This window comes from Mesorhizobium sp. B2-2-3 (assembly GCF_006442405.1).
Lineage (GTDB): Bacteria > Pseudomonadota > Alphaproteobacteria > Rhizobiales > Rhizobiaceae > Mesorhizobium.
Map to the genome: position 1 here is coordinate 285,541 of NZ_VFWC01000004.1, position 23,963 is coordinate 309,503.

At 63.5% G+C, this 23,963-nt stretch carries 27 protein-coding genes and 1 riboswitch; of the genes, 18 read left to right on the top strand and 9 right to left on the bottom strand.

Annotated elements, in window-relative coordinates:
* The first annotated feature begins 40 nt into the window (after window positions 1-40).
* A complete protein-coding gene (purD, locus tag FJ951_RS09940) occupies window positions 41-1,324 on the top strand; it encodes a phosphoribosylamine--glycine ligase (RefSeq protein WP_140514787.1) in 1,284 nt (427 codons plus the stop codon).
* A gap of 24 nt (window positions 1,325-1,348) precedes the next feature.
* Here purD and FJ951_RS09945 read toward each other — a convergent pair whose 3' ends face one another.
* The 4 genes from FJ951_RS09945 to FJ951_RS28710 form a co-directional block, all read right to left on the bottom strand.
* Window positions 1,349-2,464 carry a glycoside hydrolase family 25 protein gene (locus FJ951_RS09945; protein WP_140514956.1) on the bottom strand — a complete coding sequence of 372 codons (1,116 nt, stop codon included), beginning with the start codon at window positions 2,462-2,464 and terminating at the stop codon, window positions 1,349-1,351.
* Between the two features lie 127 nt (window positions 2,465-2,591).
* Window positions 2,592-3,083 (bottom strand): GNAT family N-acetyltransferase, encoded by a 492-nt coding sequence (locus FJ951_RS09950; RefSeq protein ID WP_224684799.1) that lies wholly within the window; start codon window positions 3,081-3,083, stop codon window positions 2,592-2,594.
* Window positions 3,084-3,091: 8 nt separating this feature from the next.
* Complete coding sequence (locus FJ951_RS09955; protein WP_140514791.1) at window positions 3,092-3,379, bottom strand: DUF1778 domain-containing protein; 288 nt, start codon at window positions 3,377-3,379, stop codon at window positions 3,092-3,094.
* Window positions 3,380-3,417: 38 nt separating this feature from the next.
* A complete protein-coding gene (locus FJ951_RS28710) occupies window positions 3,418-3,666 on the bottom strand; it encodes a hypothetical protein (protein WP_140514793.1) in 249 nt (82 codons plus the stop codon).
* A 228-nt stretch (window positions 3,667-3,894) separates the two neighbouring features.
* Between FJ951_RS28710 and FJ951_RS09965 the strand changes: the two genes are divergently transcribed.
* Together FJ951_RS09965 and FJ951_RS09970 are read left to right on the top strand one after the other, a co-directional pair.
* Window positions 3,895-5,664 (top strand): acyl-CoA dehydrogenase, encoded by a 1,770-nt coding sequence (locus tag FJ951_RS09965; protein ID WP_140514795.1) that lies wholly within the window; start codon window positions 3,895-3,897, stop codon window positions 5,662-5,664.
* 19 nt (window positions 5,665-5,683) lie between these two features.
* Window positions 5,684-6,433, top strand: a complete 750-nt coding sequence (locus FJ951_RS09970; RefSeq protein WP_140514796.1) for a crotonase/enoyl-CoA hydratase family protein — start codon at window positions 5,684-5,686, stop codon at window positions 6,431-6,433.
* Window positions 6,434-6,573: 140 nt separating this feature from the next.
* Here the strand turns inward: FJ951_RS09970 and pdxH are convergent, their stop codons facing one another.
* Entirely contained in the window at window positions 6,574-7,191 is a 618-nt protein-coding gene (pdxH, locus tag FJ951_RS09975) for a pyridoxamine 5'-phosphate oxidase (protein ID WP_140498039.1), read from the bottom strand.
* A 40-nt stretch (window positions 7,192-7,231) separates the two neighbouring features.
* Here pdxH and FJ951_RS09980 point away from each other — a divergent pair, with 40 nt between their 5' ends.
* The 4 genes from FJ951_RS09980 to FJ951_RS09995 all read left to right on the top strand — a co-directional run bounded on the left by FJ951_RS09980 (window position 7,232) and on the right by FJ951_RS09995 (window position 10,303).
* A complete protein-coding gene (locus tag FJ951_RS09980; RefSeq protein ID WP_140514798.1) occupies window positions 7,232-7,693 on the top strand; it encodes an RT0821/Lpp0805 family surface protein in 462 nt (153 codons plus the stop codon).
* A 99-nt stretch (window positions 7,694-7,792) separates the two neighbouring features.
* Entirely contained in the window at window positions 7,793-8,740 is a 948-nt protein-coding gene (locus tag FJ951_RS09985; protein ID WP_140514800.1) for a DnaJ C-terminal domain-containing protein, read from the top strand.
* Between the two features lie 105 nt (window positions 8,741-8,845).
* Window positions 8,846-9,664, top strand: a complete 819-nt coding sequence (gene fabI / locus FJ951_RS09990; protein WP_140514802.1) for an enoyl-ACP reductase FabI — start codon at window positions 8,846-8,848, stop codon at window positions 9,662-9,664.
* 51 nt (window positions 9,665-9,715) lie between these two features.
* Window positions 9,716-10,303, top strand: coding sequence for a histidine phosphatase family protein (locus FJ951_RS09995; RefSeq protein WP_140498047.1), 588 nt, complete (start codon window positions 9,716-9,718; stop codon window positions 10,301-10,303).
* 104 nt (window positions 10,304-10,407) lie between these two features.
* On the opposite strand, the gene FJ951_RS10000 is transcribed toward FJ951_RS09995, so the two are convergent.
* Window positions 10,408-10,668 (bottom strand): DUF1344 domain-containing protein, encoded by a 261-nt coding sequence (locus FJ951_RS10000; protein WP_140514804.1) that lies wholly within the window; start codon window positions 10,666-10,668, stop codon window positions 10,408-10,410.
* 182 nt (window positions 10,669-10,850) lie between these two features.
* Between FJ951_RS10000 and aroC the strand changes: the two genes are divergently transcribed.
* Window positions 10,851-11,972, top strand: coding sequence for a chorismate synthase (gene aroC, locus FJ951_RS10005; RefSeq protein ID WP_140514806.1), 1,122 nt, complete (start codon window positions 10,851-10,853; stop codon window positions 11,970-11,972).
* A 100-nt stretch (window positions 11,973-12,072) separates the two neighbouring features.
* A complete protein-coding gene (gene ribB / locus FJ951_RS10010; RefSeq protein ID WP_140514808.1) occupies window positions 12,073-13,173 on the top strand; it encodes a 3,4-dihydroxy-2-butanone-4-phosphate synthase in 1,101 nt (366 codons plus the stop codon).
* Between the two features lie 50 nt (window positions 13,174-13,223).
* On the opposite strand, the gene FJ951_RS10015 is transcribed toward ribB, so the two are convergent.
* Entirely contained in the window at window positions 13,224-14,447 is a 1,224-nt protein-coding gene (locus FJ951_RS10015) for an MFS transporter (RefSeq protein ID WP_140514810.1), read from the bottom strand.
* A gap of 118 nt (window positions 14,448-14,565) precedes the next feature.
* On the opposite strand from FJ951_RS10015, the gene FJ951_RS10020 reads away from it, so the two are divergent.
* Window positions 14,566-15,171, top strand: a complete 606-nt coding sequence (locus FJ951_RS10020) for a TetR/AcrR family transcriptional regulator (protein WP_140498058.1) — start codon at window positions 14,566-14,568, stop codon at window positions 15,169-15,171.
* Between the two features lie 43 nt (window positions 15,172-15,214).
* Here the strand turns inward: FJ951_RS10020 and bluB are convergent, their stop codons facing one another.
* The gene (bluB, locus tag FJ951_RS10025; protein ID WP_140514812.1) at window positions 15,215-15,967 is read right to left on the bottom strand and encodes a 5,6-dimethylbenzimidazole synthase; all 753 of its coding nucleotides are present in this window, start codon (window positions 15,965-15,967) and stop codon (window positions 15,215-15,217) included.
* 48 nt (window positions 15,968-16,015) lie between these two features.
* Window positions 16,016-16,196: riboswitch (cobalamin riboswitch) on the bottom strand.
* Window positions 16,197-16,317: 121 nt separating this feature from the next.
* Between bluB and FJ951_RS10030 the strand changes: the two genes are divergently transcribed.
* From FJ951_RS10030 to FJ951_RS10055, 6 genes are all read left to right on the top strand, one after another.
* Window positions 16,318-17,244 carry a histone deacetylase family protein gene (locus FJ951_RS10030; RefSeq protein ID WP_140514813.1) on the top strand — a complete coding sequence of 309 codons (927 nt, stop codon included), beginning with the start codon at window positions 16,318-16,320 and terminating at the stop codon, window positions 17,242-17,244.
* A gap of 3 nt (window positions 17,245-17,247) precedes the next feature.
* Window positions 17,248-17,499, top strand: coding sequence for an exodeoxyribonuclease VII small subunit (locus tag FJ951_RS10035; protein WP_140498064.1), 252 nt, complete (start codon window positions 17,248-17,250; stop codon window positions 17,497-17,499).
* 98 nt (window positions 17,500-17,597) lie between these two features.
* Window positions 17,598-17,864, top strand: a complete 267-nt coding sequence (locus FJ951_RS10040; RefSeq protein ID WP_010914875.1) for a DUF2277 domain-containing protein — start codon at window positions 17,598-17,600, stop codon at window positions 17,862-17,864.
* Between the two features lie 40 nt (window positions 17,865-17,904).
* Window positions 17,905-18,825 (top strand): pirin family protein, encoded by a 921-nt coding sequence (locus FJ951_RS10045; protein WP_140498066.1) that lies wholly within the window; start codon window positions 17,905-17,907, stop codon window positions 18,823-18,825.
* 77 nt (window positions 18,826-18,902) lie between these two features.
* The gene (gene dxs, locus FJ951_RS10050; protein WP_181172219.1) at window positions 18,903-20,840 is read left to right on the top strand and encodes a 1-deoxy-D-xylulose-5-phosphate synthase; all 1,938 of its coding nucleotides are present in this window, start codon (window positions 18,903-18,905) and stop codon (window positions 20,838-20,840) included.
* 149 nt (window positions 20,841-20,989) lie between these two features.
* A complete protein-coding gene (locus tag FJ951_RS10055) occupies window positions 20,990-21,283 on the top strand; it encodes a hypothetical protein (RefSeq protein WP_140514815.1) in 294 nt (97 codons plus the stop codon).
* A gap of 25 nt (window positions 21,284-21,308) precedes the next feature.
* Here FJ951_RS10055 and FJ951_RS10060 read toward each other — a convergent pair whose 3' ends face one another.
* Complete coding sequence (locus FJ951_RS10060; protein ID WP_140514816.1) at window positions 21,309-21,710, bottom strand: GFA family protein; 402 nt, start codon at window positions 21,708-21,710, stop codon at window positions 21,309-21,311.
* Window positions 21,711-21,885: 175 nt separating this feature from the next.
* Here FJ951_RS10060 and FJ951_RS10065 point away from each other — a divergent pair, with 175 nt between their 5' ends.
* Together FJ951_RS10065 and FJ951_RS10070 are read left to right on the top strand one after the other, a co-directional pair.
* Window positions 21,886-22,650 (top strand): TlyA family RNA methyltransferase, encoded by a 765-nt coding sequence (locus FJ951_RS10065; RefSeq protein WP_140514818.1) that lies wholly within the window; start codon window positions 21,886-21,888, stop codon window positions 22,648-22,650.
* A complete protein-coding gene (locus FJ951_RS10070; protein ID WP_140514819.1) occupies window positions 22,647-23,882 on the top strand; it encodes a class I SAM-dependent RNA methyltransferase in 1,236 nt (411 codons plus the stop codon). The genes FJ951_RS10065 and FJ951_RS10070 overlap by 4 nt, the downstream gene beginning before the upstream one ends.
* The last annotated feature ends 81 nt before the right edge of the window (window positions 23,883-23,963 follow it).

Genomic DNA, 23,963 nt, shown 5'->3' on the forward strand with positions numbered 1-23,963 from the left:
AGCGGGTTCTCTGGAAGATTACAGGCATCAAGAGGTGGCCATGAACGTTCTTCTTCTCGGCTCCGGCGGCCGCGAACATGCGCTCGCCTGGAAGATCGCCGCGTCGCCGTTGCTGACCAAGCTCTATGCTGCGCCCGGCAATCCTGGCATCGGCCGCGAGGCGGAGCTGGTCAAGCTCGACATCGCCGATCATTCCGCTGTCGCCGCCTTCTGCAAGGACAAGCAGATCGACCTCGTAGTGGTTGGGCCGGAAGGGCCGCTGGTGGCCGGCATCGCCGACGATCTGCGTGGCTGGGGCATCCGCGTCTTTGGCCCGTCGCGTGCGGCGGCGCGGCTCGAAGGATCGAAGGGCTTCACCAAGGATCTCTGCGCCAGATATGACATCCCCACCGCCACCTATGGCCGTTTCTCAGACCTGGCATCGGCCAAGGCCTATGTCGAGAAGATGGGCACGCCGATTGTCATCAAGGCCGATGGCCTTGCCGCGGGCAAGGGCGTCACGGTCGCAATGACGATGGATGAGGCGCTGGCCGCGCTCGACGCCTGTTTCGACGGCTCTTTCGGCACGGCCGGCGCGGAAGTGGTGATCGAGGAGTTTCTGACCGGCGAGGAGGCCAGCTTCTTCTGCCTGTGCGACGGCACTACAGCACTGCCCTTCGGCACCGCGCAGGATCACAAACGCGTCGGCGACGGTGATGTCGGCCCCAACACCGGCGGCATGGGCGCCTATTCGCCGGCCCCGGTAATGACGCCGCAGATGGTAGAGCGCACCATGCGCGAGATCATCGAACCGACCATGCGTGGCATGGCTTTAACGGGTGCATCCTTCGCCGGCATTCTCTTCGCCGGGCTGATGATAACGGACGAAGGGCCGAAGCTGATCGAATACAACACCCGCTTCGGCGACCCCGAATGCCAGGTGCTGATGATGCGGCTGAAGGACGACCTGCTGGTGCTGCTCAATGCCGCCGTCGATGGCCAGCTCGCGCACATATCGGCGCGCTGGAGCGACGAGGCGGCACTGACCGTCGTCATGGCCGCGAGGGGCTATCCCGGGACGCCCGAAAAAGGCTCGGTCATTCGCGGGCTCGATGAGGCTGCCAGCCAGGGCGCCCAGATTTTCCATGCCGGCACCGCCATCAATGGCGGTGCGCTGGTCGCCAATGGCGGTCGCGTCTTGAACGTCACCGCGGTCGGCGCGACTGTCGGCGAGGCGCAGGAGAAGGCCTATGCCGCGCTCGACCGTATCGACTGGCCGCAGGGCTTCTGCCGCCGCGACATTGGCTGGCAGGCCGTGGCGCGCGAAGCGGCAGGAGCAAGCTGACCGCAAGCATCCGGTCGCACAAATTCAGCGTTTGCCGCGGTCGGGTTCGGTAGAAGCGGTGCTCACCGGGTCGGCCGCCGCAGCGAAGGCGGCGTCGAGTTGCGCTGGGGTACGCTGCCCGGTGCGCTTCCAGGAGACATATTGGACGATGCCGAAGATCGGCCGCCGCGGCACCGTCTTCACGACAGGCATGCGGAACCCGTCGCGGAATTTCGACCAGCGCGAACCAAGCACCGCGACCATTTCCCCGAAACTCGGCGGCGTCGCCACATCGGCGTAGATGAGGGTGGTCTTGCCGGCCAAAGCGGCTTCGCGCGAGAGCGGCACCGGTACGCTGGCGAGATAATCCGCGGGCACGTCGATCAGCCCGCCGAACGGCCATTGCTGGCGCAGCGTGGCGGCATCTGTCGGCGCGACGTTGACGTCGATGTCGTCCGGCGTCCCGGCTACCCTGTAGGGGCAACGGAAGCGGCCGCAATTGGCCTGCGCGGAAAACTGCCAGAGCGCATAGCCTTGCCAGTTGCCGATGGGAAAATGCACGTCGATGTCAGGCTTGTAGCGCGCGTACCAAAGCGGCAGCCGCGACAGCAGCCGGTATTTGTAGCTGTTGTCGGCGATATACTGGGCGGTCTTGCCATTGGTGTAGAGTACCGGGAAGCGGCCGATGCGCCGATGCACCTGGCGCACGAACGCCTCGGCGTCGTCGAGCGACATCCATTGCGCGGGATCGATGCCTTCGATGTCGAGGGCCATGAGGTCGTCCGGCGCGGGATCGGCGAAATCGAGGAAATTATTGGCCTGCTCGACCGGATTGCCGGGGCGGGCGAGGTGATAGGCGCCCCATTTCAGGCCGAGCGCCTTGGCGACCACCTTGCGCGTCTGGAACAGTTCGCGCGTCACCGCATGGCGTTTCCACAGTGCCTTGCAGAGTTTGACCTCGGTATCGTCTCCGGAGCAGGAATAGGGCGGCGACATGCCGTCGGAGGCTTTGTTGATGAAGCCGACGACGCGCTTGTCCGTGGCAAGCTGCGCCCAGTCGATGGAATTGTATTCGTAGGCATCGACGACAAGCGCCCGGTCGGCACTTTTCCACGGCTCGGAGAAATCCGAGGCCCTTGCCGCCGGTGTCAGCGCCATCATCGCCGCGAGAGCGATCGCTGGGCGGCGAAGAAGATGCGCCGTTCTCTTCAAACAGGAATCCCCGTTGATCAAAGGCAAATCCTGGACCGCTATGGTTAAGGATTCGCTTTCAAGGCAATGCGGTCCGTCAGCCGAACAGCTTCAACGCCGTCGCTACTGATAGGAACAGCGACAACCGCCGGTCTTGAAATGGCCTGAAACCATATTTGCAATAGAAGGCGGCGGCCATGTCGTCCTTTGCGTCGACGATCAGTGCGAAGGAAGCAGGAGCAGCTTGGGCGCAGCGCCGAAGTGCATCCACGATCAGTATCGATCCTACTCTTTTTCCCTGATATCGGGTATCAACTGCCAACCTTCCGATCAATATGGCGGGCAGGACCGGGTAACGCGGTAGGCGTCTTGTCAGGTCTTCCGGCAGAGAAGTGATGGGCACATTTGACGCTGCAAGAGTGTAGTATCCGGCAATGAGATCGACATCACGGTCCGCGGCGACAAAGCAGTTGCTAACTCGGCGTTTGACGTCCTGGCTTGCCAACTCGTGTAGATATTGGCCGAGTGCCAGCACGCCACAGCTGAATGTCTTACGATCATACGATCCGCCCAGCGGCTCGATGATCAAGCCTAGACTCACCGGGATTCGACGACAACTCGCTTGTAGGCGTCGGCGGCTTTGCGCAGCGCTTCATTAGGTTCGGGCGGATTGAGAATGGCCTCTACCAGAGCGAGCTGATCCTCGATGGACAGGCGGATGATAGCGATCTCCTCAATGGTGCGTTGTGCAGCTTCCTGCGCTGCGGAGACCACGAAGTCGCTGACGCTGCGGCCCTGGATTTCGGCGGCACGTTTCATCACACTCAGCATATCCGGGGATATCCGAGCTTCGAGACGGGAGGTACGGGTCAGTTGGTTTGTCATTTCGATCACCTCTAGCACGGTATGTACGGGAATACATATCAAGTGCGACGGTCAGCGCGGCCGAATGGCTGAACTTCAAACGGATCCGGCGCGGGCTGTTGCGGCAGCGTGCCTTCGGCCGCGCGTTTGCGATGATGGGCGATCGAGCATTTCGGCGAGCACAATATACCGCGATCCGACCAATAGGCGGCGCCGTTTTCCAATTCACCGTGATAATATGAGAACCCCGCCGCCCGGTAGGGCAGGCCGCACTCGATACAACGGTAGGCGTCAGGTCTGGCAAGCATGAGTTGGTTTCCAGTCGGCTGGTTCTGGTCTGTTGCCGGTCGATTTTGACCCGGCGTCCATCGCATTTAATACGAGCCGGCGCGATTGCAAAATCAGCGTGACAAAATTTGACGTTTACGTAAAAAGAAGATGGGCGATCGCCCAAAGGCGAAATACGGTGTGTGGCAAGCAGGTCCCACTCAGGTCCTAGGATCAGCCTGGCCGATGCATCAGGAGGAGCGAGCGGCATGTATCTGGCACCGGTCGAGGACATCGCGTTCACCCTCAAGCATGTGGCCGGCCTGAAGCCTGCCCTCGATGACGGCACGTTCGGCGATCTCGGCGAGGATCTCGTCGACGCCGTTCTTAGCGAGGCCGGCCGCTTCGCCACCGAAGAGGTCGCGCCGCTCTACAAGATTGGCGACGAGCATGGCGCGGTGCTGAAGGACGCGGCAGTGACCATGCCGCCGGGCTGGAAGGAACTTTATCGCCGCTGGATCGACGGCGGCTGGAACGCGCTCTCCGGCCCGGAAGGATATGGCGGGCAGGCGCTTCCGACCATGCTCGGCGTCGCCGCGCTCGAAATGTGGAATTCCGCCGCCATGGCCTTCGGCATTGGCCCGACGCTGACCATGGGTGCGGTCGAGGCGCTCGACAAGCACGCTTCGGAAGAGCTCAAGGCCAAGTATCTCGCAAAGCTCGTCTCCGGCGAGTGGATGGGCACGATGAACCTGACTGAGCCGCAGGCCGGCTCGGACCTCGCTGCCTTGCGCACGCGCGCCGAACCGGCCCGCGACGGCACCTACCGCATCTTCGGCCAGAAGATATTCATCACCTATGGCGAGCATGATCTCACCGACAATATCGTCCATCTGGTACTGGCGCGGCTGCCTGACGCGCCTGCGGGCACGCGCGGCATCTCGCTCTTCCTGGTGCCGAAATTCCTGGTCGGCGCGGACGGCTCGCCTGGCGCACGCAACGACGTCTTCTGTTCGGGCCTCGAGCACAAGCTCGGCATCCATGCCTCGCCGACCTGCACCATGATCTATGGCGACGGTTTTCAGGGCGCCAAGCCCGGCGCCATCGGATGGCTGATCGGCGAGGAGAACAAGGGGCTGGCCTGCATGTTCACCATGATGAACAATGCCCGCCTCGCCGTCGGGATGCAGGGCGTGGCGGTCGCGGAAGCCGCGACCCAGAAGGCGATCGCCTATGCCAATGAGCGCCGCCAGGGCAAGGCGGCGGATTACGCCGGCGCCGGCATGGCGCCGATCGTCCATCACCCCGACGTGCAGCGCAATCTCCTGACCATGAAGGCGCTGACGCAGATCGCGCGGGCGATCAGCTATTCCTGTGCCCATGCCATCGACCTGGCGCGCGTATCGTCTGGTGACCAGGCGGCGCATTGGCGCGACCGGGCCAACCTGTTGACGCCGCTTGCCAAGGCTTTTTCGACCGATATCGGCGTCGAGGTCGCCTCGCTTGGCGTCCAGGTCCATGGCGGCATGGGTTTCATCGAGGAGACGGGGGCTGCGGCACTCTATCGCGACGCCCGCATCGCGCCGATCTACGAGGGCACCAACGGCATCCAGGCGATCGATCTGGTGACCCGAAAACTGCCGCTCGGCGGCGGCGAGCATGTGCACGGCTTCATCGCCGAGCTTGCCGCTGTCGCCAGCGCCGTGCGGACATCAAATCTCGAAGGGTTTGGCCATACGGCCGATGCTCTCGACCGCGGGCTCGACGATCTGACGCAAGCGACACGTTTCCTGCAAAAACTGTCGGCCGATGGCCGGACTGGCGAGGCGCTTGCCGGCGCGACACCCTATCTCCGGCTGGTCTCGCTTGCAGCCGGCGGCGCCTACTTGGCGCGGGGCGCCCTTGCCGATCACGGCCGCGTCGCCCTTTGCCGCTTTTTCGCCGAAAACCTGCTCGGCGAGACAAGTGCCTTGAAGGAGCGCGTTGTCGACGGCGCCGCAAGCCTCGCCGCTGCCGGCAAGACATTGATTTCCGCCTGACGTTCACAAGGAAAGAACCGTGACAGACCATATCCTCGTCGAGCGCCAGGGCGCCATGCAGATCATCCGCATAAACCGCCCGGACAAGAAGAACGCGCTGACGCGCGCCATGTACGCCAAGATGTCGCAAACCTTGGCCGAAGGGGATGTGGATCCGGCAATTCGCGTCCATGTCTTTCTCGGCGTGCCCGGTGCCTTCTCCTCCGGCAACGACCTCGCCGATTTCATGGTCGTCGCGACTGGCGGCGAAGGCGGCACGGAAGTCTGGGATTTCCTGATGGCGCTGGCCAGGGTCGAAAAACCCATCGTCTCCGGTGTCGACGGCATCGCGGTCGGCATCGGCACCACGCTCAATTTGCACTGCGACCTGACCTTCGCCACGCCGCGCACCGTGTTCAGGACACCCTTCGTCGACCTCGGCCTTGTGCCCGAAGCGGGATCGAGCCTGCTGGCGCCGCGCATCCTGGGCCAGCAGGGCGCGTTCGCGCTGCTCGGCCTTGGCGAAGGCTTCTCGGCCGAACGCGCCAAGGCCGCTGGTCTGATCTACGAAGTTGTCGAGGAAGGAGCGCTGGAGGCGTCGGTTCTGGCGGCCGCCGGCCAGATCGCCGCCAAGCCGCCGCAGGCGCTCAGGATCGCGCGCGACCTGATGCGCGGCTCTCGCGAGGACCTCGTCGCCCGCATCAACGTGGAAAGCGAGCATTTTCGCGAGCGGCTGAAATCGGACGAAGCCCGCGCTGCACTGACGGCATTCATGACCAGAAAAAAATAGTTCGGCCCCCGCCTCCCTTAGATGGGGAGGTCGGCCCGCAGGGTCGGGGTGGGTGGAGCGCCGACCTATCCCGCGTGCCTCGGTCGCCACTGGCCAGCCCCGGCTAGGCGCAGTGAGGATGTCGGCGCTAGTTTACAAACTCAGGGATAAAGCCGCGTCTTCTCCCAACCGCCCCCGGCATTGCGCGAAAACACCACGCGGTCATGCAGCCGAAACGGTCTGTCGTGCCAGAACTCGATCGTCTTCGGCACGATGCGGAAACCCGACCAGTGTTTTGGGCGCGGAATCTCGCCGATGGCGTAGCGGGCCGTGTATTCGGCCACCGCCTTTTCCAGCGCGAACCGGCTTTCCAGCGGCCGCGACTGTTTCGAGGCCCAGGCGCCGATGCGGCTGCCGCGCGGCCGTGTCGCGTAATAGGCGTCGGCTTCGGCATCGCTGACGATCTCCACCGGCCCGCGCACGCGCACCTGGCGGCGCAGCGATTTCCAGTGGAAGCACATCGCCGCCTTCATACTGCCTAGGATCTCCCGGCCCTTGGCGCTTTCGAAATTCGTGTAGAACACAAAGCCGCTCTCATCGAACCCCTTGAGCAGCACCATCCGCACATCCGGCATGCCCTCGGCATCGACGGTTGCCAACGCCACGCCGTTGGGGTCGTTCATTTCGCTTTTGGTGGCGTCGTCCAGCCATGCGGCAAAAAGGCGAAACGGCTCGGCGGCCTCGGTAAAGTCACCGCTTGTTAACTCAGTCTCACTCATAGTTTTTCTCAAATTTTCATCAAACAGGGGAGGTTGCCGATTGTCGCGTATCGCGCAAGCTTTTGACAGCAGGCAAGGCAGCCTATTTGCTTCAGCCAGCGCCAAAGCCGCGATCATGATGATTGCCTTGCCGCTTGCCGCATGTGGCGCGGGCGGCTTCAGCCTGCAAAAGGCCGAGGTCGATCGCTCGATCCTGACCGGCAGCATTTCGGCTCCAGCCGCGCCGGCCGATTCGGACCGCGATTCCGACCAGACGACGATCGGCAACGCGGTGTCCTCCGCCGACATCGAGCAGCTCGGCGGTCAAGCCGTGCCGTGGGCCAATGCCGGTACGGGTTCGCGCGGCTCAATTACCGAACTGGCGGAATTGAAGGACGGGGGCCAGACCTGCCGCCGCTTCAAGGCTTCGCGCGAAAGCTTTGACGGCGTTGCCATGTTCGCGGGCGAACTTTGCCTGGCCAGCGCCGGCGGCTGGCGCATGCAGGACTTCAGGGCGCTTTGAGCTTCCACCTTTGAAATAACGTCCAGCACTGGAATTTCTTCCTATGCGAGCGCATATAAGAGGCGACTATGGACTCACTCTTTCTCCAGGGCAGGAAGCATGCGCGACCCCTATGAGGTGCTGGGCGTTGCAAAGAACGCATCGGCCAAGGACATAAAATCGGCGTACCGCAAACTCGCCAAGAAGCATCATCCGGACCAGAATCCGAATGATCCCAGGGCGAAGGACCGTTTTGCCGCGGCCAATCAGGCCTATGAGATCGTCGGGGACGAGAAGACCCGCGCCGCTTTCGATCGGGGCGAGATCGACGCCGACGGCAAGCCGCGTTTCCAGGGCTTCGAGGGCGCCCCCGGTGGCGGTGACCCCTTCGCCGGTTTTCGCCGCCAGCAGCAGGGAGCCGGCGGTTCGCGATTCGAGTTCCGCTCCGGACGCCCGGGCGGCGATCCGTTCGACGGCAACAGCGATATCTTCAGCCAGATTTTTGGCGACGTCTTCTCCGGCTCGCGCGGCCCCGGCCAAAGCGGGGCAGGAATGGGTGACCGCCGCCAGCCGGCAACTGCCGCCGACCTGAATGTCACGCTCGACATCACCATCGAGGAAGCGGCGAACGCTGAAAAGGTCACGGCGATGTTCCCTGACGGCCGCAAGGTGGCGGTCAAGCTGCCGGCCTATGTCGAGGACGGGCAGACCATCCGGCTGAAGGGGCAGGGCGAGCAAGGGCCGGGCCAGCCCGGCGACGCGTTGGTCAAGATCCGCTTCCGCCGGCATCCGCGCTACCGCCTGGAGGGCCGCGACCTGCATGCCGATTTGCCGGTGGGGCTGGCCGATGCCGTGCTTGGCGCCAAGGTGGCCGTAGAAACGCCGACCGGCAAGCTCGCGGTCAACGTTCCCGCCTGGTCGAGCTCGGACAAGGTCCTGCGCCTGAAGGGCAGGGGCCTGCCGGAAAAGGCCGGCGGCCACGGTGATCTCTACGCCCATGTGCGCATCATGCTGCCAGAAGGCGGCGACAGCGCGCTCGAAGGGCTGTTGCGCAGCCAAAAAGGCTGATTGGCGGCTCTTGTCCCCGAACTGTCCCGTTTGAGCGCTTGAAGGGGCTCTGTGCCTGTGCGATAGGGCTCTCCACAAATAAGAAATCTTGCGGAGAGCACGCATATGGCGGGTGGACAGGGCCTGATGGCCGGCAAACGCGGCCTGATCCTCGGCGTCGCCAACAACAGGTCGATCGCCTACGGCATCGCCAAGGCATGCGTCGACCACGGCGCCGAGATCGCGCTGACCTATCAGGGTGAAGCGTTCAAGAAGCGGGTCGAGCCACTGGCTGCGGAACTCGGCGCCTTTGTCGCCGGCCATTGCGATGTGACCGATCCGGCGAGCCTCGACGACGTTTTCGCAAATGTCGCCAATCATTGGGGCAAGCTCGACTTCCTCGTCCATGCCATCGCTTTTTCCGACAAGGACGAACTGACCGGCCGCTATGTCGAGACGACGCGCGATAATTTCCTGCGCACGATGGATATTTCGGTCTATTCCTTCACCACCATCGCCAAGCGCGCCGAGGCGCTGATGACCGATGGCGGTTCGCTTTTGACGCTGACCTATTACGGCGCCGAAAAGGTGATGCCGCATTACAACGTCATGGGCGTCGCCAAGGCCGCACTCGAGGCCAGCGTGCGTTACCTCGCCGTCGATCTCGGCGCCAAGAAGATCCGCGTCAACGCGATCTCGGCGGGCCCGATCAAGACGCTGGCCGCTTCCGGCATTGGTGACTTCCGCTACATCCTGAAGTGGAACGAGTACAATTCGCCGCTGAAGCAGACGGTCACCCAGGAAGAGGTCGGCGATTCCGGCGTCTATTTCCTGTCCGACCTGTCGCGCGGCGTCACCGGCGAAGTGCATCATGTCGATTCCGGCTATCACGTCGTCGGCATGAAGGCGGTCGACGCACCTGACATTTCGACAGTCAAGGATTAACTCCTCCGCCTATCCTCCGCCCAGGCCCTGGCCCGACCTCCGGAAGACCTGATGTACCCGCTGGTTTATATCGTGCGCCACGGCCAGACCGCGTGGAATGCCGAATTCCGGCTTCAGGGGCAGGCCGATACCGACATCAACGCGCTCGGCCGCGAGCAGGCGAGCGCAAACGGGCATCGGCTGGCTGACCTGATCTCCAATCCCGCAGAGTTCGATTTCGTTGCCAGCCCGATGCGGCGCACGCGCGAGACCATGGAGCGCATTCGCGCCGCCATGAAGCTCGACCCGGCTGCCTACGGGACCGATCCCCGCCTTGTTGAAGTGAATTTCGGCGACTGGCAGGGTTTCACCTTTGCCGAGCTGGAGACGCAATTTCCGGGTGCGAGCAGGACGCGTGCGCTGGACAAATGGAACTTTCAGCCACCGGGCAAAGATGCCGAGAGCTACCAGATGCTGCTAGAACGGGTAAAGCCGTGGTTCGACGCGCTCGAGCGCCAGACAGTCTGCGTGACGCATGGCGGCGTCATGCGCACCTTGTTTCGCTTCGTGCTTGACATGGCCGAGGACGATGCGGCGAAGCTGGCGATACCGCAGGACCGCGTGCTCAAGCTGGAAGGCGACAGCCTGGGGTGGCTTTAGGCACCTGGCACGATCCAGGAAGGCTCATGCAGGCTGCCGGCGCAGGTGCATAAAACGGCTGTAACGGCTCAACAAACGCCGAACAGCCGATTTGCATTGGAAGCCTAGTCGGAGTCGCTGTCAGGCAACTGCATATCGGTGACGACGTTTTCGCCATTGGTCACGTCATAGGCGATGACGATGTCCATGCCCGGCTTCAGCGCGTCGAGATCGGTTTCCGCGTTCAGCTTGTAGGATTTGCCGTCGTCCAGCGTCAGGGTCAGCGCGTCCTTGTCGATCTTCTTGATCAGGCCTTCGGTCTGCCCGGCGAAAGCGGCGATGCAAAGCAGGAATGTGGCGGCAACAGCGCCAATCAGGGTACGCATCATCGTCCTCTTTGGTATTGCGCCGGCATGGGTAGCGGCGGATCCTCAACGGCGAATGGAGCAGAGCAGAAACCAATCGAATGTGTCAAAACTAAATCCGAAGATCACGGTTTGACCCCTGTGGAAAACGCCAATAGAAGGCAGGCTTCAGTCGGCTCCGATGCCGGGCAGGGCACTTTGCGATGTCTCACAACACGTTCGGCCATCTTTTCCGCGTCACCACCTGGGGCGAAAGCCATGGGGCCGCATTGGGCTGCGTGGTCGACGGCTGCCCACCCGGCATCCGCTTCACGCGTGACGAAATCCAGGCCGAACTCGACAAGCGCCGGCCCGGCCAGTCGCGCTTCGTCACGCAGCGCCGTGAGCCTGACGAAGTGAAGGTGCTGTCGGGCTTCATCCTTGACGATGACGGCGAGACGATGATCGCGACAGGTACGCCGATCTCCATGCTGATCGAGAATGTCGACCAGCGCTCGAAGGACTATGGAGAGATCGCCCGCCAGTACAGGCCGGGCCATGCGGACTACACCTATGACGTCAAATACGGCGTGCGCGACTATCGCGGCGGCGGCCGATCCTCGGCGCGCGAGACCGCGGCTCGGGTCGCCGCCGGAGCCCTCGCCCGCAAGGTCGTGCCGGGCATGGTGGTGCGCGGTGCACTGGTATCGATGGGCGAGAAGTCGATCGACCGCGCCAACTGGAACTGGAATTTCATTGGCGACGCGGACAATCCGTTCTTCACGCCGGATCCGGCGTCCGTTCCCGTTTTCACGAGCTATCTCGACGGCATCCGCAAGGCGGGTTCCTCCGTCGGCGCCGTGATCGAGATCGTCGCCGACGGCGTTCCGGCCGGCCTCGGCGCGCCGATCTACGCAAAGCTCGACCAGGATATCGCGTCAGGCCTGATGTCGATCAACGCCGTCAAGGGCGTCGAGATCGGCAACGGCTTCGAGGCCGCCCGCATCACCGGCGAACAGAATGCCGACGAGATGCGCATCGGCAATGACGGCCAGCCGGTGTTCCTGTCCAACAATGCCGGCGGCATCCTTGGCGGTATCTCGACCGGCCAGGCGATCATCGCCCGCTTCGCCGTCAAGCCGACGTCTTCAATCCTGACGCCCCGGAAGTCGATCGACAAGGACGGCAACGACGTCGAAGTGATGACCAAGGGTCGCCATGATCCGTGTGTGGGCATTCGCGCCGTACCGATCGGCGAGGCGATGGTTGCCTGCGCAATCGCCGACCATTATCTGCGGCACCGAGGACAGACAGGCAAGGAAGGCAGTAGGGCAGTAGGGCAGTAGGGCAGTCTGTTAAGCTGCCCGCGAGACGAGCAATTTTTCCTTTCCCCTACTCCCTTACTGCCCTATTCCCCTACTCCCTTGCGAGCGAAGCGAGCATTCCATGTCTTACGACCAGAAGAAGATCGTCGAAGCAATCCGGGCCTTCGAGCGCGGCGAGATCGTCGTCGTCATGGATGATGACGGGCGCGAGAACGAGGGCGACCTGATCGTCGCCGCCGTCCATTGCACGCCGGAAAAGATGGCCTTCATCGTGCGCAACACTTCGGGCATCGTCTGCACGCCGATGCCGCGCGAGGAGGCCAAGCGCCTCAACCTTGCGCCGATGGTCGCCGACAATGATTCGGCGCACACCACCGCCTTCACGGTTAGCGTCGATTTCAAGCACGGCACCACGACTGGCATTTCAGCTGACGACCGCACGCTGACCGTGCGCAATCTCGCCAACGGCAATGTCGGCGCCTCCGATTTCGTCCGCCCCGGCCACATCTTCCCGCTCATCGCGCGCGAAGGCGGCGTGCTGATGCGTTCGGGCCATACCGAGGCGGCCGTCGATCTGTGCAAGCTCGCCGGCCTGCCGCCGATCGGCGTGATCTCGGAACTGGTCAATGACGACGGCACCGTCAAGCGCGGCCCGCAGGTCGCGGCTTTTGCCGAGGAGCACGGCCTCAAGCAGGTTTCTGTCGCCGACCTCATTGCTTACCGACAACGCAAGGAAACGCTGGTCGAACGCGTGGCATGCTCCGAGATCGACACGCTCGGCGGCAAGGCGCAGGTCTTCACTTACACGCTGCCCTGGGATTCCATGCACCATGTCGCCGTCGTCTTCGGCGACATCCGCGACGGAGAAGAGGTGCCTGTGCGTCTGCACTCCGAGGACGTGGTGACCGACGTCTTCGGCACCAGCCACCGGCTGGACGCCATCATGAAGGCGATGGGCGAGCGCAAGCGCGGCGTCATCGTCTATCTGCGCGAGGGCTCGGTCGGTGTCGCCCACCAGGAGCGCAACCGGCCGGCGAGCGGCGACCGGGAGGACCACGAAGAGGCGCGCCGTCGCGAGAATGAATGGCGCGAGATCGGGCTCGGTGCTCAGATCCTGAAGGATCTCGGCATTTCCTCGATCAATTTGATCGCCTCGCGCGAGCGCCACTATGTCGGCCTCGAAGGTTTTGGCATCCACATCGCCAAGACCGAGATTCTCTAGGTTCGACGGCGGCAATAGCGTCCGACCCGCTGAACCGGACGCGTCATGGTTCATTCCGCGGCAGCGACGGCCGCTTCACACCCATCCAACTCGCATTTGTGAGTGGCAAGACTGCGCTGGCCGAGCAGCACCGTGACCAGCGCGATGCCGCCCGCGACCACCGAGACCCAGAACCCGTTCTGGGCGCCGAACGCATCCACCACCGCGCCGGCGGCGAAAGAGCCCAGCGCCATGCCGATGCCGATTCCCGTTGTCACCCAGGTAATGCCCTCGGTCAGCATCGCTTCCGGCACATGCCGTTCGATCAGGCCGAATGCCGTGATGAAAGTCGGCGAGATCGCCACGCCGCTGATGAAGACGGTCAGCGCCAAAATCGGCACGCTGTCGGCGGTGAGCGGCAAAATCGTGCTGACTGCGATGATGGCGACCGCGACGGTCAGCTGGCGCTGTAGCGGCGTCTTGAGGTTGAGCGCGCCGACCACGATGCCCAACACGAACGATCCCAGCGCATAGACGCCGATCACCAGGCTTGCGGCACCGGCTTGGCCGAACTCCTTGGTGATCGCCACGGTGCTCACTTCCGTCGTCGCGAAGGTCGCGCCGATGAAGATCAGGGTGAAGGTGATGATCTGTACCGGCCGCAGGCGGATTGCCGAGCCAGTCGAACCATGGTCCACCGGCCGCACTTTCGGCTCGGTCGATCGCTGCAGGATGAATGCTATCGAGCCCAAAGCGAGAAACAACGTGCTCGCCAGCATGCCTGCTTCCGGAAACAGCGCCGCACTGAGGCCCACCGACAGCGACGCGCCGGCGATATAGACCAGTTCGTCGGCCGCCGATTCGAAGGCGAAGGCGGTGTTCATCTCCGGCCGGCCGCGAAAAAGCTCGGTCCAGCGCGCGCGCACCATTGCCGGCATGCTGGGCATGGCCGCTGCCAGCAGCGCCGACACGAACATTGTCCATACCGGCCAATCCTGGTTGGCCGACGCAATCAGCAGCAGGAATGCCAGCACGGAGATGATGGTGGTGGGCACGACGATCCATGTCTGGCCGAGGCGGTCGACCAGCCTGGAGATCTGCGGCGCCAGGAAAGCGTTGGCCAGCGCGAATGTCGCCGAGACGGCACCCGCCAGCCAGTATTCGCCACGCGTCTGCGACAGCATCGCCACGATGCCGATCGGCGCCATGGCGATCGGCAGGCGCGCCATGAAGCCTGCAGCGGCAAAGCCCTTGGCGCCAGGGGCTCGAAAGATCTCGGAATAGGGGTTCTGCATGGTCCGTTCCTCGACAAAAGGCGATTCGGAAATTACATACGATGCGTATGAACTAAATAGATCATACGTCGCGTATGTCAATTGGCATACGTGACGTATGTGGATAAGGCCAGAAGAGATGCACAAGCCCCGCAGGGAAATGATCGCCGAAACGCGCGCCAAATTGATTGCCGCGGCCCGGCATGCGTTCGGAACGATCGGTTATGCCGAGGCATCGATGGATGATTTCACCGCATCGGCCGGGCTGACGCGCGGTGCGCTCTATCATCATTTCGGGGACAAGAAGGGGCTTTTGCAGGCGGTTATCGCCGAGATAGACGCCGAGATGGCGGCACGGGTGAATGAGGTTGCAGCGAAAGCACCGACCCGCTGGCAAAGCTTCGTCGACGAATGCACGAGCTACATCGAAATGGCGCTGGAGCCGGAAATCCAGCGCATCATGTTTCGGGACGGTCCGGCCGTGCTGGGGGATCCCGCGCAATGGCCGAACGCCAATGCCTGCGTCGCGTCGATGACCGATCACCTGACGACGCTGCAGGGCGACGGGGTAGTTGTCCCGGGCGTAGACCCCGAGACCGCGGCACGGCTGATCAACGGGGCGAGCAGCCAGGCGGCGCAGCGGATCGCCAATTCGAACGACCCGGAAGCGACATCAAAGACCGTGGTGGCGGCATTCAAGCAACTGCTCGAAGGATTGTTGAGGAAGGATGCCGGAGCCGCCTGACGACGGCAGGCCGCCGGCAGCTCTGGGCATGCCGTATCCGCAATCAAATCAAGGGTTTGTCAGACTTTTCGCATGTTGCCGCCTTGAGGCGTGCGATCGTTGATTTGAGCGGAACTTCGCCCTGTCCGCAAAACGTCTCGCTCATGATCAGCTCGGGCAGCGGCAGCCGCCGCCCCCAGCCATGTGTTTCGAGGTCCGGTTTCGGCGCGAACTCCGAGACACGGCCGACACAGAGATAGGCCACCGGCGTCACATGCTCGGGAATCGACAGAAGGCCTTTCAACGCCTGCGCCTCGATAATGCTGACCCAGCCAACGCCGACGCCTTCGGCGCGCGCCGCCAGCCAGAAATTCTGCACCGCGCAGACCGTGCTGTAGAGATCCATCTCGAGATTGTGCCAGCGTCCCAGCGGCGAACCCTGTGAGCGTCGGCGGTCGCAGGTGATACAGATATTGAGCGCGCTTTCGCAGATGCCTTCCAGCTTGAGCTTGCGGTAGAGTGCCCGCCGCTCTTCCTCGATCGCCGGCAATTCCTGCTCGCGCGCAGCGAGGAACAGGTCGCGCACCTGTTCCCGTCGTTCGGTGCCACGAATGACGATGAAATTCCATGGCTGCATGAAGCCGACCGATGGCGCGTGATGGGCGGCAAGCAGCAGCCGCGCCAAGACCTCGTCGTCGACGGCCTCTGATGTAAAATGGCTGCGGACATCGCGCCGCGTGAACATGGCGCGGTAGACCGCATCGCGCGCCATCTGGTCGAATCCGTCACCCACGGGGATGGTCATATTGTCCGGCATCGCTTGTCCCCTTGCGATTGCAATCAACTGCCGTCCGCCTGACCATGCGGATGACGATGCCTGCCAGGCCGGTCTTCTGGCTCGGGATCAACCCGCATCCGGCGCCTTCCCGTCATCGACAGTGGCATTTACCGGCGCGGTCCCCCTTACAGCGTTGGGCACGCCACGGTATCAAACCGTGTTCCCGATTCTCCCGCTCGCGGCGGGCACCAGGCAGTGGCGGGGACTTTACGACGAAGCCCCTGCGCCGCCAATCCCCGCGGCGACGCGAACGGACGCAAGCGCGATTTTCCCCAACCATCAGGCCGCAACGCATGGCCATCGCCGCGCCGGGGCACTAGATAGGGAGCATGGCCACTCGTCTCTACACCCATCCGATCTTCCTCGAGCACATCACGCCACCCGGCCATCCGGAGCGGCCGGACCGCTTGCGCGCCATCGAGCGCGTGCTCGACGACGAGGCTTTTGCCGCGCTCGACCGCCTCGAGGCGCCACAAGGCGACGAGGCCACCATTCTCTACGCGCATCCCGAGGATTTCGTCGAGCGGGTACGCGCCGCCATTCCCGAGACGGGCATCGCCCGCATCGATGCCGACACAACGGCCAGCCCGAAGAGCTGGCAGGCGGCGATCACCGCGATCGGAGCCGCCAACGCCGCCGTCGACGACGTCTTTGCCGGCAGGGCAGACAACGTTTTCGTCGCCGCCCGGCCGCCCGGCCATCATGCCGAGAAAGCGACCGCGATGGGCTTCTGCCTGTTCAACACGGCGGCCATCGCCGCACGTTATGCACAGCGCAAACACGATATCGAACGTGTCGCCATCGTCGACTGGGACGTGCATCACGGCAACGGCACGCAGGATGTTTTCTGGGACGATCCGTCCGTGCTTTATTGCTCGACGCACCAGATGCCGCTCTACCCCGGCACCGGAGCAAAGAACGAAACCGGCGCCGGCAACATCGTCAACGCGCCGCTTGCGCCGCAGACCGGCAGCGAGGCGTTCCGCGATGCCTTCCTGTCGCGCGTGCTGCCCTCGCTCGACAATTTTGCACCCGACCTGATCATCATTTCGGCCGGCTTCGATGCGCATCATCGCGACCCGCTGGCCGAGATCAACCTGACCGAGGATGATTTCGACTGGGCGACCGGCCAACTCATGCAGCGCGCGGCGCGCCACAGCGGCAACCGGCTCGTCAGCCTGCTCGAGGGCGGCTACGATCTGCAAGGATTGGCATTTTCGGTCGCCGCCCATGTCGGGCGACTGATGAAAGGATGAATGATGGCTGGTGAAACCAACGAAGACGTCAAGGCGATGAGCTTCGAACAGGCTCTCGACGCGCTGGAGAAGATCGTCGATGATCTGGAGCGTGGCGATGTGCCGCTCGACCAGTCCATTAGGATCTACGAGCGCGGCGAGGCGCTGAAGGTGCATTGCGACCGGCTGCTCAAGGCGGCCGAGGACAAGGTGGAGAAGATCAGGCTGTCCCGCGACGGCAAGCCGGTCGGGACGGAGCCGCTGGACGCGGATTGAGGCACGCAGCCGTCTCTCTGGTTTTTGACACGATCATGATTGAGGATAGAACGCGTCCCGATTGAAACGGCTCCAGGACAAGAGGAGATACGGAAGCGATGTGCAGAAACATCAAGACCCTGTTCAATTTTGATCCGCCGGCGACCAACGACGAGGTGCGCGATGCAGCCCTTCAATTCGTTCGCAAGCTGAGCGGAACGACGCGGCCTTCGAAGCAGAACCAGCACGCATTCGACCATGCCGTCGAGGCCATCGCGGCGTCGGCGCGCGAGCTTCTCGATTCGCTTGAAACCAACCAGCATCCGCGCAATCGCGAGGAGGTTGCGGCCAAGCTGCGGGCGAAGGCGGCGATCCGCTTTGCCTGATCTGGCCAAAGCAGCCATCGGCCGCTGACAAGGAGAGTTCATGAGCTTCTTTCCCGGGAAGGATCCTGAAGCCGGCGATGCCTTTGCCAGCGACCAGATCGAATTGATGGTCATTCCGAACGCCAAGGACATTGGCGGTTTTCAGGTTCGCCGCGCCTTGCCGACTGCCAAAAGGCGGCTGGTCGGTCCCTTCATCTTCTTCGACCGCATGGGCCCGGCCATCCTGCGTGCCGGTCAGGCGCTCGACGTCCGGCCGCATCCTCATATCGGCCTGTCGACGGTCACCTACCTGTTCGACGGCAGGATCAGGCATCGCGATTCGCTCGGCACCGAGATGGTGATCGAGCCGGGTGACGTGAACCTGATGACCGCCGGCCGCGGCATCGTCCATTCGGAGCGCACGCCGGAAGAACTGCGCGGCGCGCCGATGTCGATCTCGGGGCTGCAGACATGGTTGGCGCTGCCGGACGGCAAGGAGGAAGTGGCGCCGGTTTTCGAAAACACCGCTGTCGCGCGGCTTCCCGACATCGACGCGGAAGGCGTCAGCGGCCGCATCGTTATAGGCGATTTCCAGGGGCTGCGTTCCCCGGTGCGAGCCGATTCCGAGACGCTCTACGCCGACCTCAGGCTGGCGCCCGGCGCCAGCGTGAAAATCCCTGCTGACGCGGAAGAACGCGCCATCTATACGCTGGAAGGCGAGGTCTCGATTTCCGGCGACGTGTTTCCGGCGGAACGGCTTCTGGTGTTCCGGCCCGGCGACGAGATCGTCGTATCCTCACAGGCTGGTGCCCATTTCATGCTTTTCGGCGGTGCCTCGCTGGGCTCGAAGCGCTACATCTGGTGGAATTTTGTCTCGTCCTCCAAGGAGCGCATCGAACAGGCCAAGCAAGAATGGAAGACCGGCCGCTTCGACATCGTTCCCGGCGATGAGGAAGAGTTCATTCCACTGCCGGAAGGCTGAGGAAGTCGACGACGGGGCGTGCCTTTCGCGTCATTTGGCAGGCATTTACTTTCGCCTGCCGGCGGCCTATCCCGCGCATGAACAGAAGCTTGGGCCTACCCGTGAACGCAACGCCGCATACGCCGCTTCTCGACAAGGTCCGCATCCCGGCCGAGCTGCGCACGCTTTCCGAAAGCGAATTGCCGCAACTGGCATCGGAGCTTCGCCTCGAACTGATCGACGCGGTGTCGCGCACCGGCGGTCATCTCGGCGCCGGGCTTGGCGTGGTCGAACTGACCGTGGCGCTGCACTATGTCTTCAACACGCCCGATGACCGGTTGATCTGGGATGTCGGCCACCAGGCCTATCCGCACAAGATCCTGACCGGGCGCCGCGATCGCATCCGCACCCTGCGGCAGGAGGGCGGCCTCTCCGGCTTCACCCGCCGCACCGAAAGCGAATACGATCCGTTTGGCGCCGCCCACTCCTCGACGTCGATATCGGCCGGCCTCGGCATGGCGGCGGCCCGCGATCTTGCCGGCGGCCGCAACAATGTCGTCGCTGTCATCGGCGACGGCGCCATGTCGGCCGGCATGGCCTACGAGGCGATGAACAATGCCGGCGCGCTCGATGCCCGCCTGATCGTCATCCTCAACGACAACGACATGTCGATCGCCCCGCCGACCGGCGCCATGAGCGCCTATCTGGCGCGCCTGGCCTCTGGCAAGGCCTATGTCGGCCTGCGCGACTTCGGCAAGAAACTGACCTCGTATCTTGGCAAGCGTGCCGACCGTGCCATCACCAGGGCGGTCGAGCATGCGCGCGGCTACGTCACCGGCGGCACGCTGTTCGAGGAGCTCGGCTTCTACCATATCGGTCCGATCGACGGCCACAATCTGGACCATCTGATCCCGGTGCTGAAAAATGTCCGTGACAATGGCAAGGGCCCCGTGCTGATCCATGTCGTCACCCAGAAGGGCAAGGGCTACGCGCCGGCCGAGGCCGCGGCCGACAAATATCACGGCGTCAACAAGTTCGACGTCATCACCGGCGCTCAGGCCAAGGCCCCGGCCAACGCGCCGGCCTATACCAAGGTGTTCGCCGAAAGCCTGATCCGGGAGGCCCAGGAGGACGAGCGCATCGTCGCCGTCACCGCCGCCATGCCGGGCGGCACCGGGCTTGACCTGTTCGGCGAAGTGTTTCCGGCCAGGACCTTCGACGTCGGCATCGCCGAACAGCATGCGGTGACGTTCGCGGCCGGCCTCGCGACCGAAGGCTACAAGCCGTTCGCGGCGATCTATTCGACCTTCTTGCAACGTGCCTACGATCAGGTCGTGCACGACGTGGCGATCCAGAAATTGCCGGTGCGCTTCCCCATCGATCGCGCCGGCTTCGTCGGAGCCGACGGCGCCACCCATTGCGGCGCCTTCGACACCACCTTCCTGGCCTCCCTGCCGGGCTTCGTCGTCATGGCGGCGGCCGACGAGGCGGAACTGCGCCACATGGTGCGCACCGCGGCAACCTACGATGACGGCCCGATCGCCTTCCGCTATCCGCGCGGCAATGGCGTCGGCGTCGACATGCCCGATCGCGGCTCGGTGCTCGAAATCGGCAAGGGCCGCATCATCAGGGAAGGCGGCAAGGTGGCACTCCTCTCCTTCGGCACGCGCTTGCAGGATTGCCTGATCGCGGCCGAGGAGCTGGGCGCGTCCGGGCTTTCGACCACCGTCGCCGATGCGCGCTTCGCGAAGCCGCTCGACGAGGATCTGATCCGGCGGCTGGCCCGCTCGCACGAGGTTCTGGTCACGGTGGAGGAGGGCGCCATCGGCGGCTTCGCCAGTCACGTTTTGCAGTTCCTCGCCCATGAGGGCCTGCTGGAAAGCGGCCTGAAAGTGCGCCCGCTTGTGCTGCCGGACATGTTTGCCGACCACGCCAAGCCGGAAAAGATGTATGCCGATGCCGGTCTCGATGCCGCCGGCATCGTCCATACGGTTTTCACCGCCCTCGGGCAGGCGGCCCACGCCCAGCGCGCCTGACTCGACACATCAAGCGTTTTGAATCGGTTTGCCGGCTCGATGTCGTAACGCATTGTTGACATTGCTGTTTGGCGTTTTGCTTACCGTGTCTCTTGCCCGTTTTTCAACGGCACGCTGCTAGGTTCTGGCCAGGCAGGGAGACAACAAAAGTGAAGACGCTTCTATGCGGTATGGCGATCCTGACCGCCATCGCAGCGCCGGCCATCGCCGGAACGCGCTACGACCGCAATCTCGAGAAGGCGGCCGCGGATATAGTCGCCAGCAGGATGGGGCATATCAGGGGCGGCTTCTCCTACAAGCAGCTGCCGCAGCTTATTGTCCCGCCGGACGCCGCATCGGCATCCGCCGCGCCAGTCGAGCGCCCGCGCAGGGAAGTTGCCCGCGATCGGGATGACGGCCTGTCTCCCGCCGTCGAACGGCAGGCTCCCCGCACCATCTTCTGATCTCGCCCAAATCAAACCACCCAAATCAAAACCACATGTCGCGCACGCAGCGGCCATCGCGCGGCAGATCGTCGTAGGTCTCGAGACCGTCGAAATGGTCGATCGGCAGGTCGGCCACGGCTTCCGGCGGCGCAAGCCTTACATTGACGGCGATCCGCGTGCGGCCGGACTCGGCTGGGCGCAAACCGCGCCAGGCAAGCACGCACGCACATGTCGGGCAGAACAGGATCTCGAGCGTGGGTTCGGCCTTGCCGGCACGTTTATAGCTTTTTATCGGCCCCACGACGCGGATACGTTCATCGACAAAGTCGTAGGCCCAGAGCGTGCCGTAACGTCGGCACAGCGTGCAGTTGCAAGCGGTGATCGGCCCGGGATCGCCCTTCAAGGTCCAGTGGGCCGCACCGCAATGGCAGGTTCCCGTAAGCATCCGTCCTCCTTCGCCTTCGGCAGCAAAACGGCGTTTCTTCCTTATCATCGTGGCCGACCTGATGCGATATGCGACTGGCCGCGAGCGGCTCTCTGCGGTCGCTGCCCTGCGGCGATGTTGCTTCTCCTGCTCCAATCTCCTTGCCTTCGCCGCCGGCTTTCGCCAAGGAAGACCGATGAATTTTCCCCGGCCAGCCAGCACGCGCCAGCGGCTCGACGATCTGCTCGTAGCGCGTGGGCTGTTTTCCAGCCGCTCGCGTGCACGTGACGCGATCGAACGTGGTACGGTAACGGTTGATGGCGTCATTGGCCGCAAGCCGGGTCAGGCCGTGCAACCGGAATGCGTCATCGCCGTTGATGACCCGGCCCAAGGCTATGTCTCACGCGCGGCGCTGAAGCTGATCGCCGGGCTCGACCATTTCGGCCTCGATCCGGCCGGCTGTGAGGCGCTCGACATCGGCGCCTCGACCGGCGGATTCACCCAGGTCCTGCTCGAACGCGGCGCGACCCATGTCACGGCGATCGATGTCGGTCACGGACAGATGCATGCTGATATCGGCAAGGACGCGCGCGTGACGGTCATCGAGGGGCTGAACGCCCGCGATCTCTCAACCGCCGATCTTGGCGGCCGCAGTCCGGACTTCATAGTCTCCGACGTCAGTTTCATTTCACTGAAACTGGCCCTGCCGCCTGCGCTTGCCATCGCCAAGCCCGGTGCCGCAGCGATGTTTCTGGTCAAGCCGCAGTTCGAGGCGGGTCGCGAGGCGATCGGCAAGGGCGGCCTGCTGAAAGACCCCTATCATGCCGCCCGTGTCGCTGGCTTGTTGCAGGATTGGCTGGATGCCGTGCCCGGCTGGCGCTCGCTCGGCTTGCATCTGTCGCCGATCGAGGGCGGTGACGGCAATCGCGAATTCCTGCTTGGTGGGGTCAAGGACCGATGAGCGCACGCTTCACCATCAAAAAGCTTGGCGCCCAGGGAGATGGCATCGCCGACACCGAAAGCGGCGATCTGTTCATTCCTTTCACGCTGCCAGGCGAGGTCGTCACCGCGGCGCGTGAAAGGGATCGCGCCACGCTGATGGCGCTGATCGAGGCCTCGCCCCTGCGCATCGAACCCGCCTGCCGCCATTTCGGCGAGTGCGGCGGCTGCGCCCTCCAGCATTTGGAGGCGCAAGCCTATCAGCAGTGGAAGCGCGAGAAGGTCGTGCATGCGCTGAGAGGCATCGATTGCGAAATAGGCGGTCTGGTCGCCTGCGCGCCGCACACGCGCCGCCGCGTCGTGCTCGCCGCCAGGCGCACCGAAACAGGCATGCTGCTCGGCTTCAATCGCCATCTGTCGCCGGAAATCATTTCCATCTCCGAATGCCCGATCTCGCTGCCTGGGATCGTCAACGCGCTCGACAGCTTGAGGGCACTCGCCGAATTGATCTGCGCCACCCCGAAATCGTTTCGCATGGCAGTCACAGTGACGGGTTCCGGCCTCGACGTGGCGGTGCATGAATCGGGCAAGCTCGGCGAAAACCAGCGCCGCATCGCCACCAATTTTGTCATTGCGCAGGGCTTTGCCAGACTGTCCATCGATGACGAGATCATCATCGAGCCGAAGAAGCCTGTCGTCATGTTCGGCAGCGTTGCCGTCGCGGTGCCGCCGGGCGCCTTCCTGCAGGCGACGGAGGCAGCCGAACGGACCATGGCCGATATCGTCGGCGGACATCTGAAACGTGCCAAAAAAATTGCCGATCTCTTCGCCGGCTGCGGCAGCTTCGCCCTGCGGTTGGCCGCGAGATCGGAAGTGCATGCGGTGGAGGGCGATGCGGCCGCACTTTCGGCGCTCGATCGGGGTTCACGCTTCGCCACCGGCCTGAAACGCGTGACCGGCGAGCGCCGAGACCTGTTCCGCCGTCCGCTGACGTTCAAGGAGTTAAACGCCTTTGATGGCGTTGTCTTCGATCCGCCCCGCGCGGGCGCGGAGGATCAGTCGAAGCAGATCGCCCGCTCGGATGTTCCATTCGTTGCCGCGGTCTCCTGCAACCCGGTGACGCTCGCGCGGGATTTGCGCATCCTCATCGACGGCGGCTACGCGGTGAAAAGCGTGACGCCGATCGATCAGTTTCTGTGGTCGCCCCATGTCGAGGCTGTTGCCTTGCTGGAGAAGCCGCGGAAAAGACGTTAGGCGCTTAGCCCTGCTCAGCGAGACTGGTCGCGTCATGCAGTCTGCCCCGAAATCCCAGCCAGATTTATCGCTAAAGTTGTG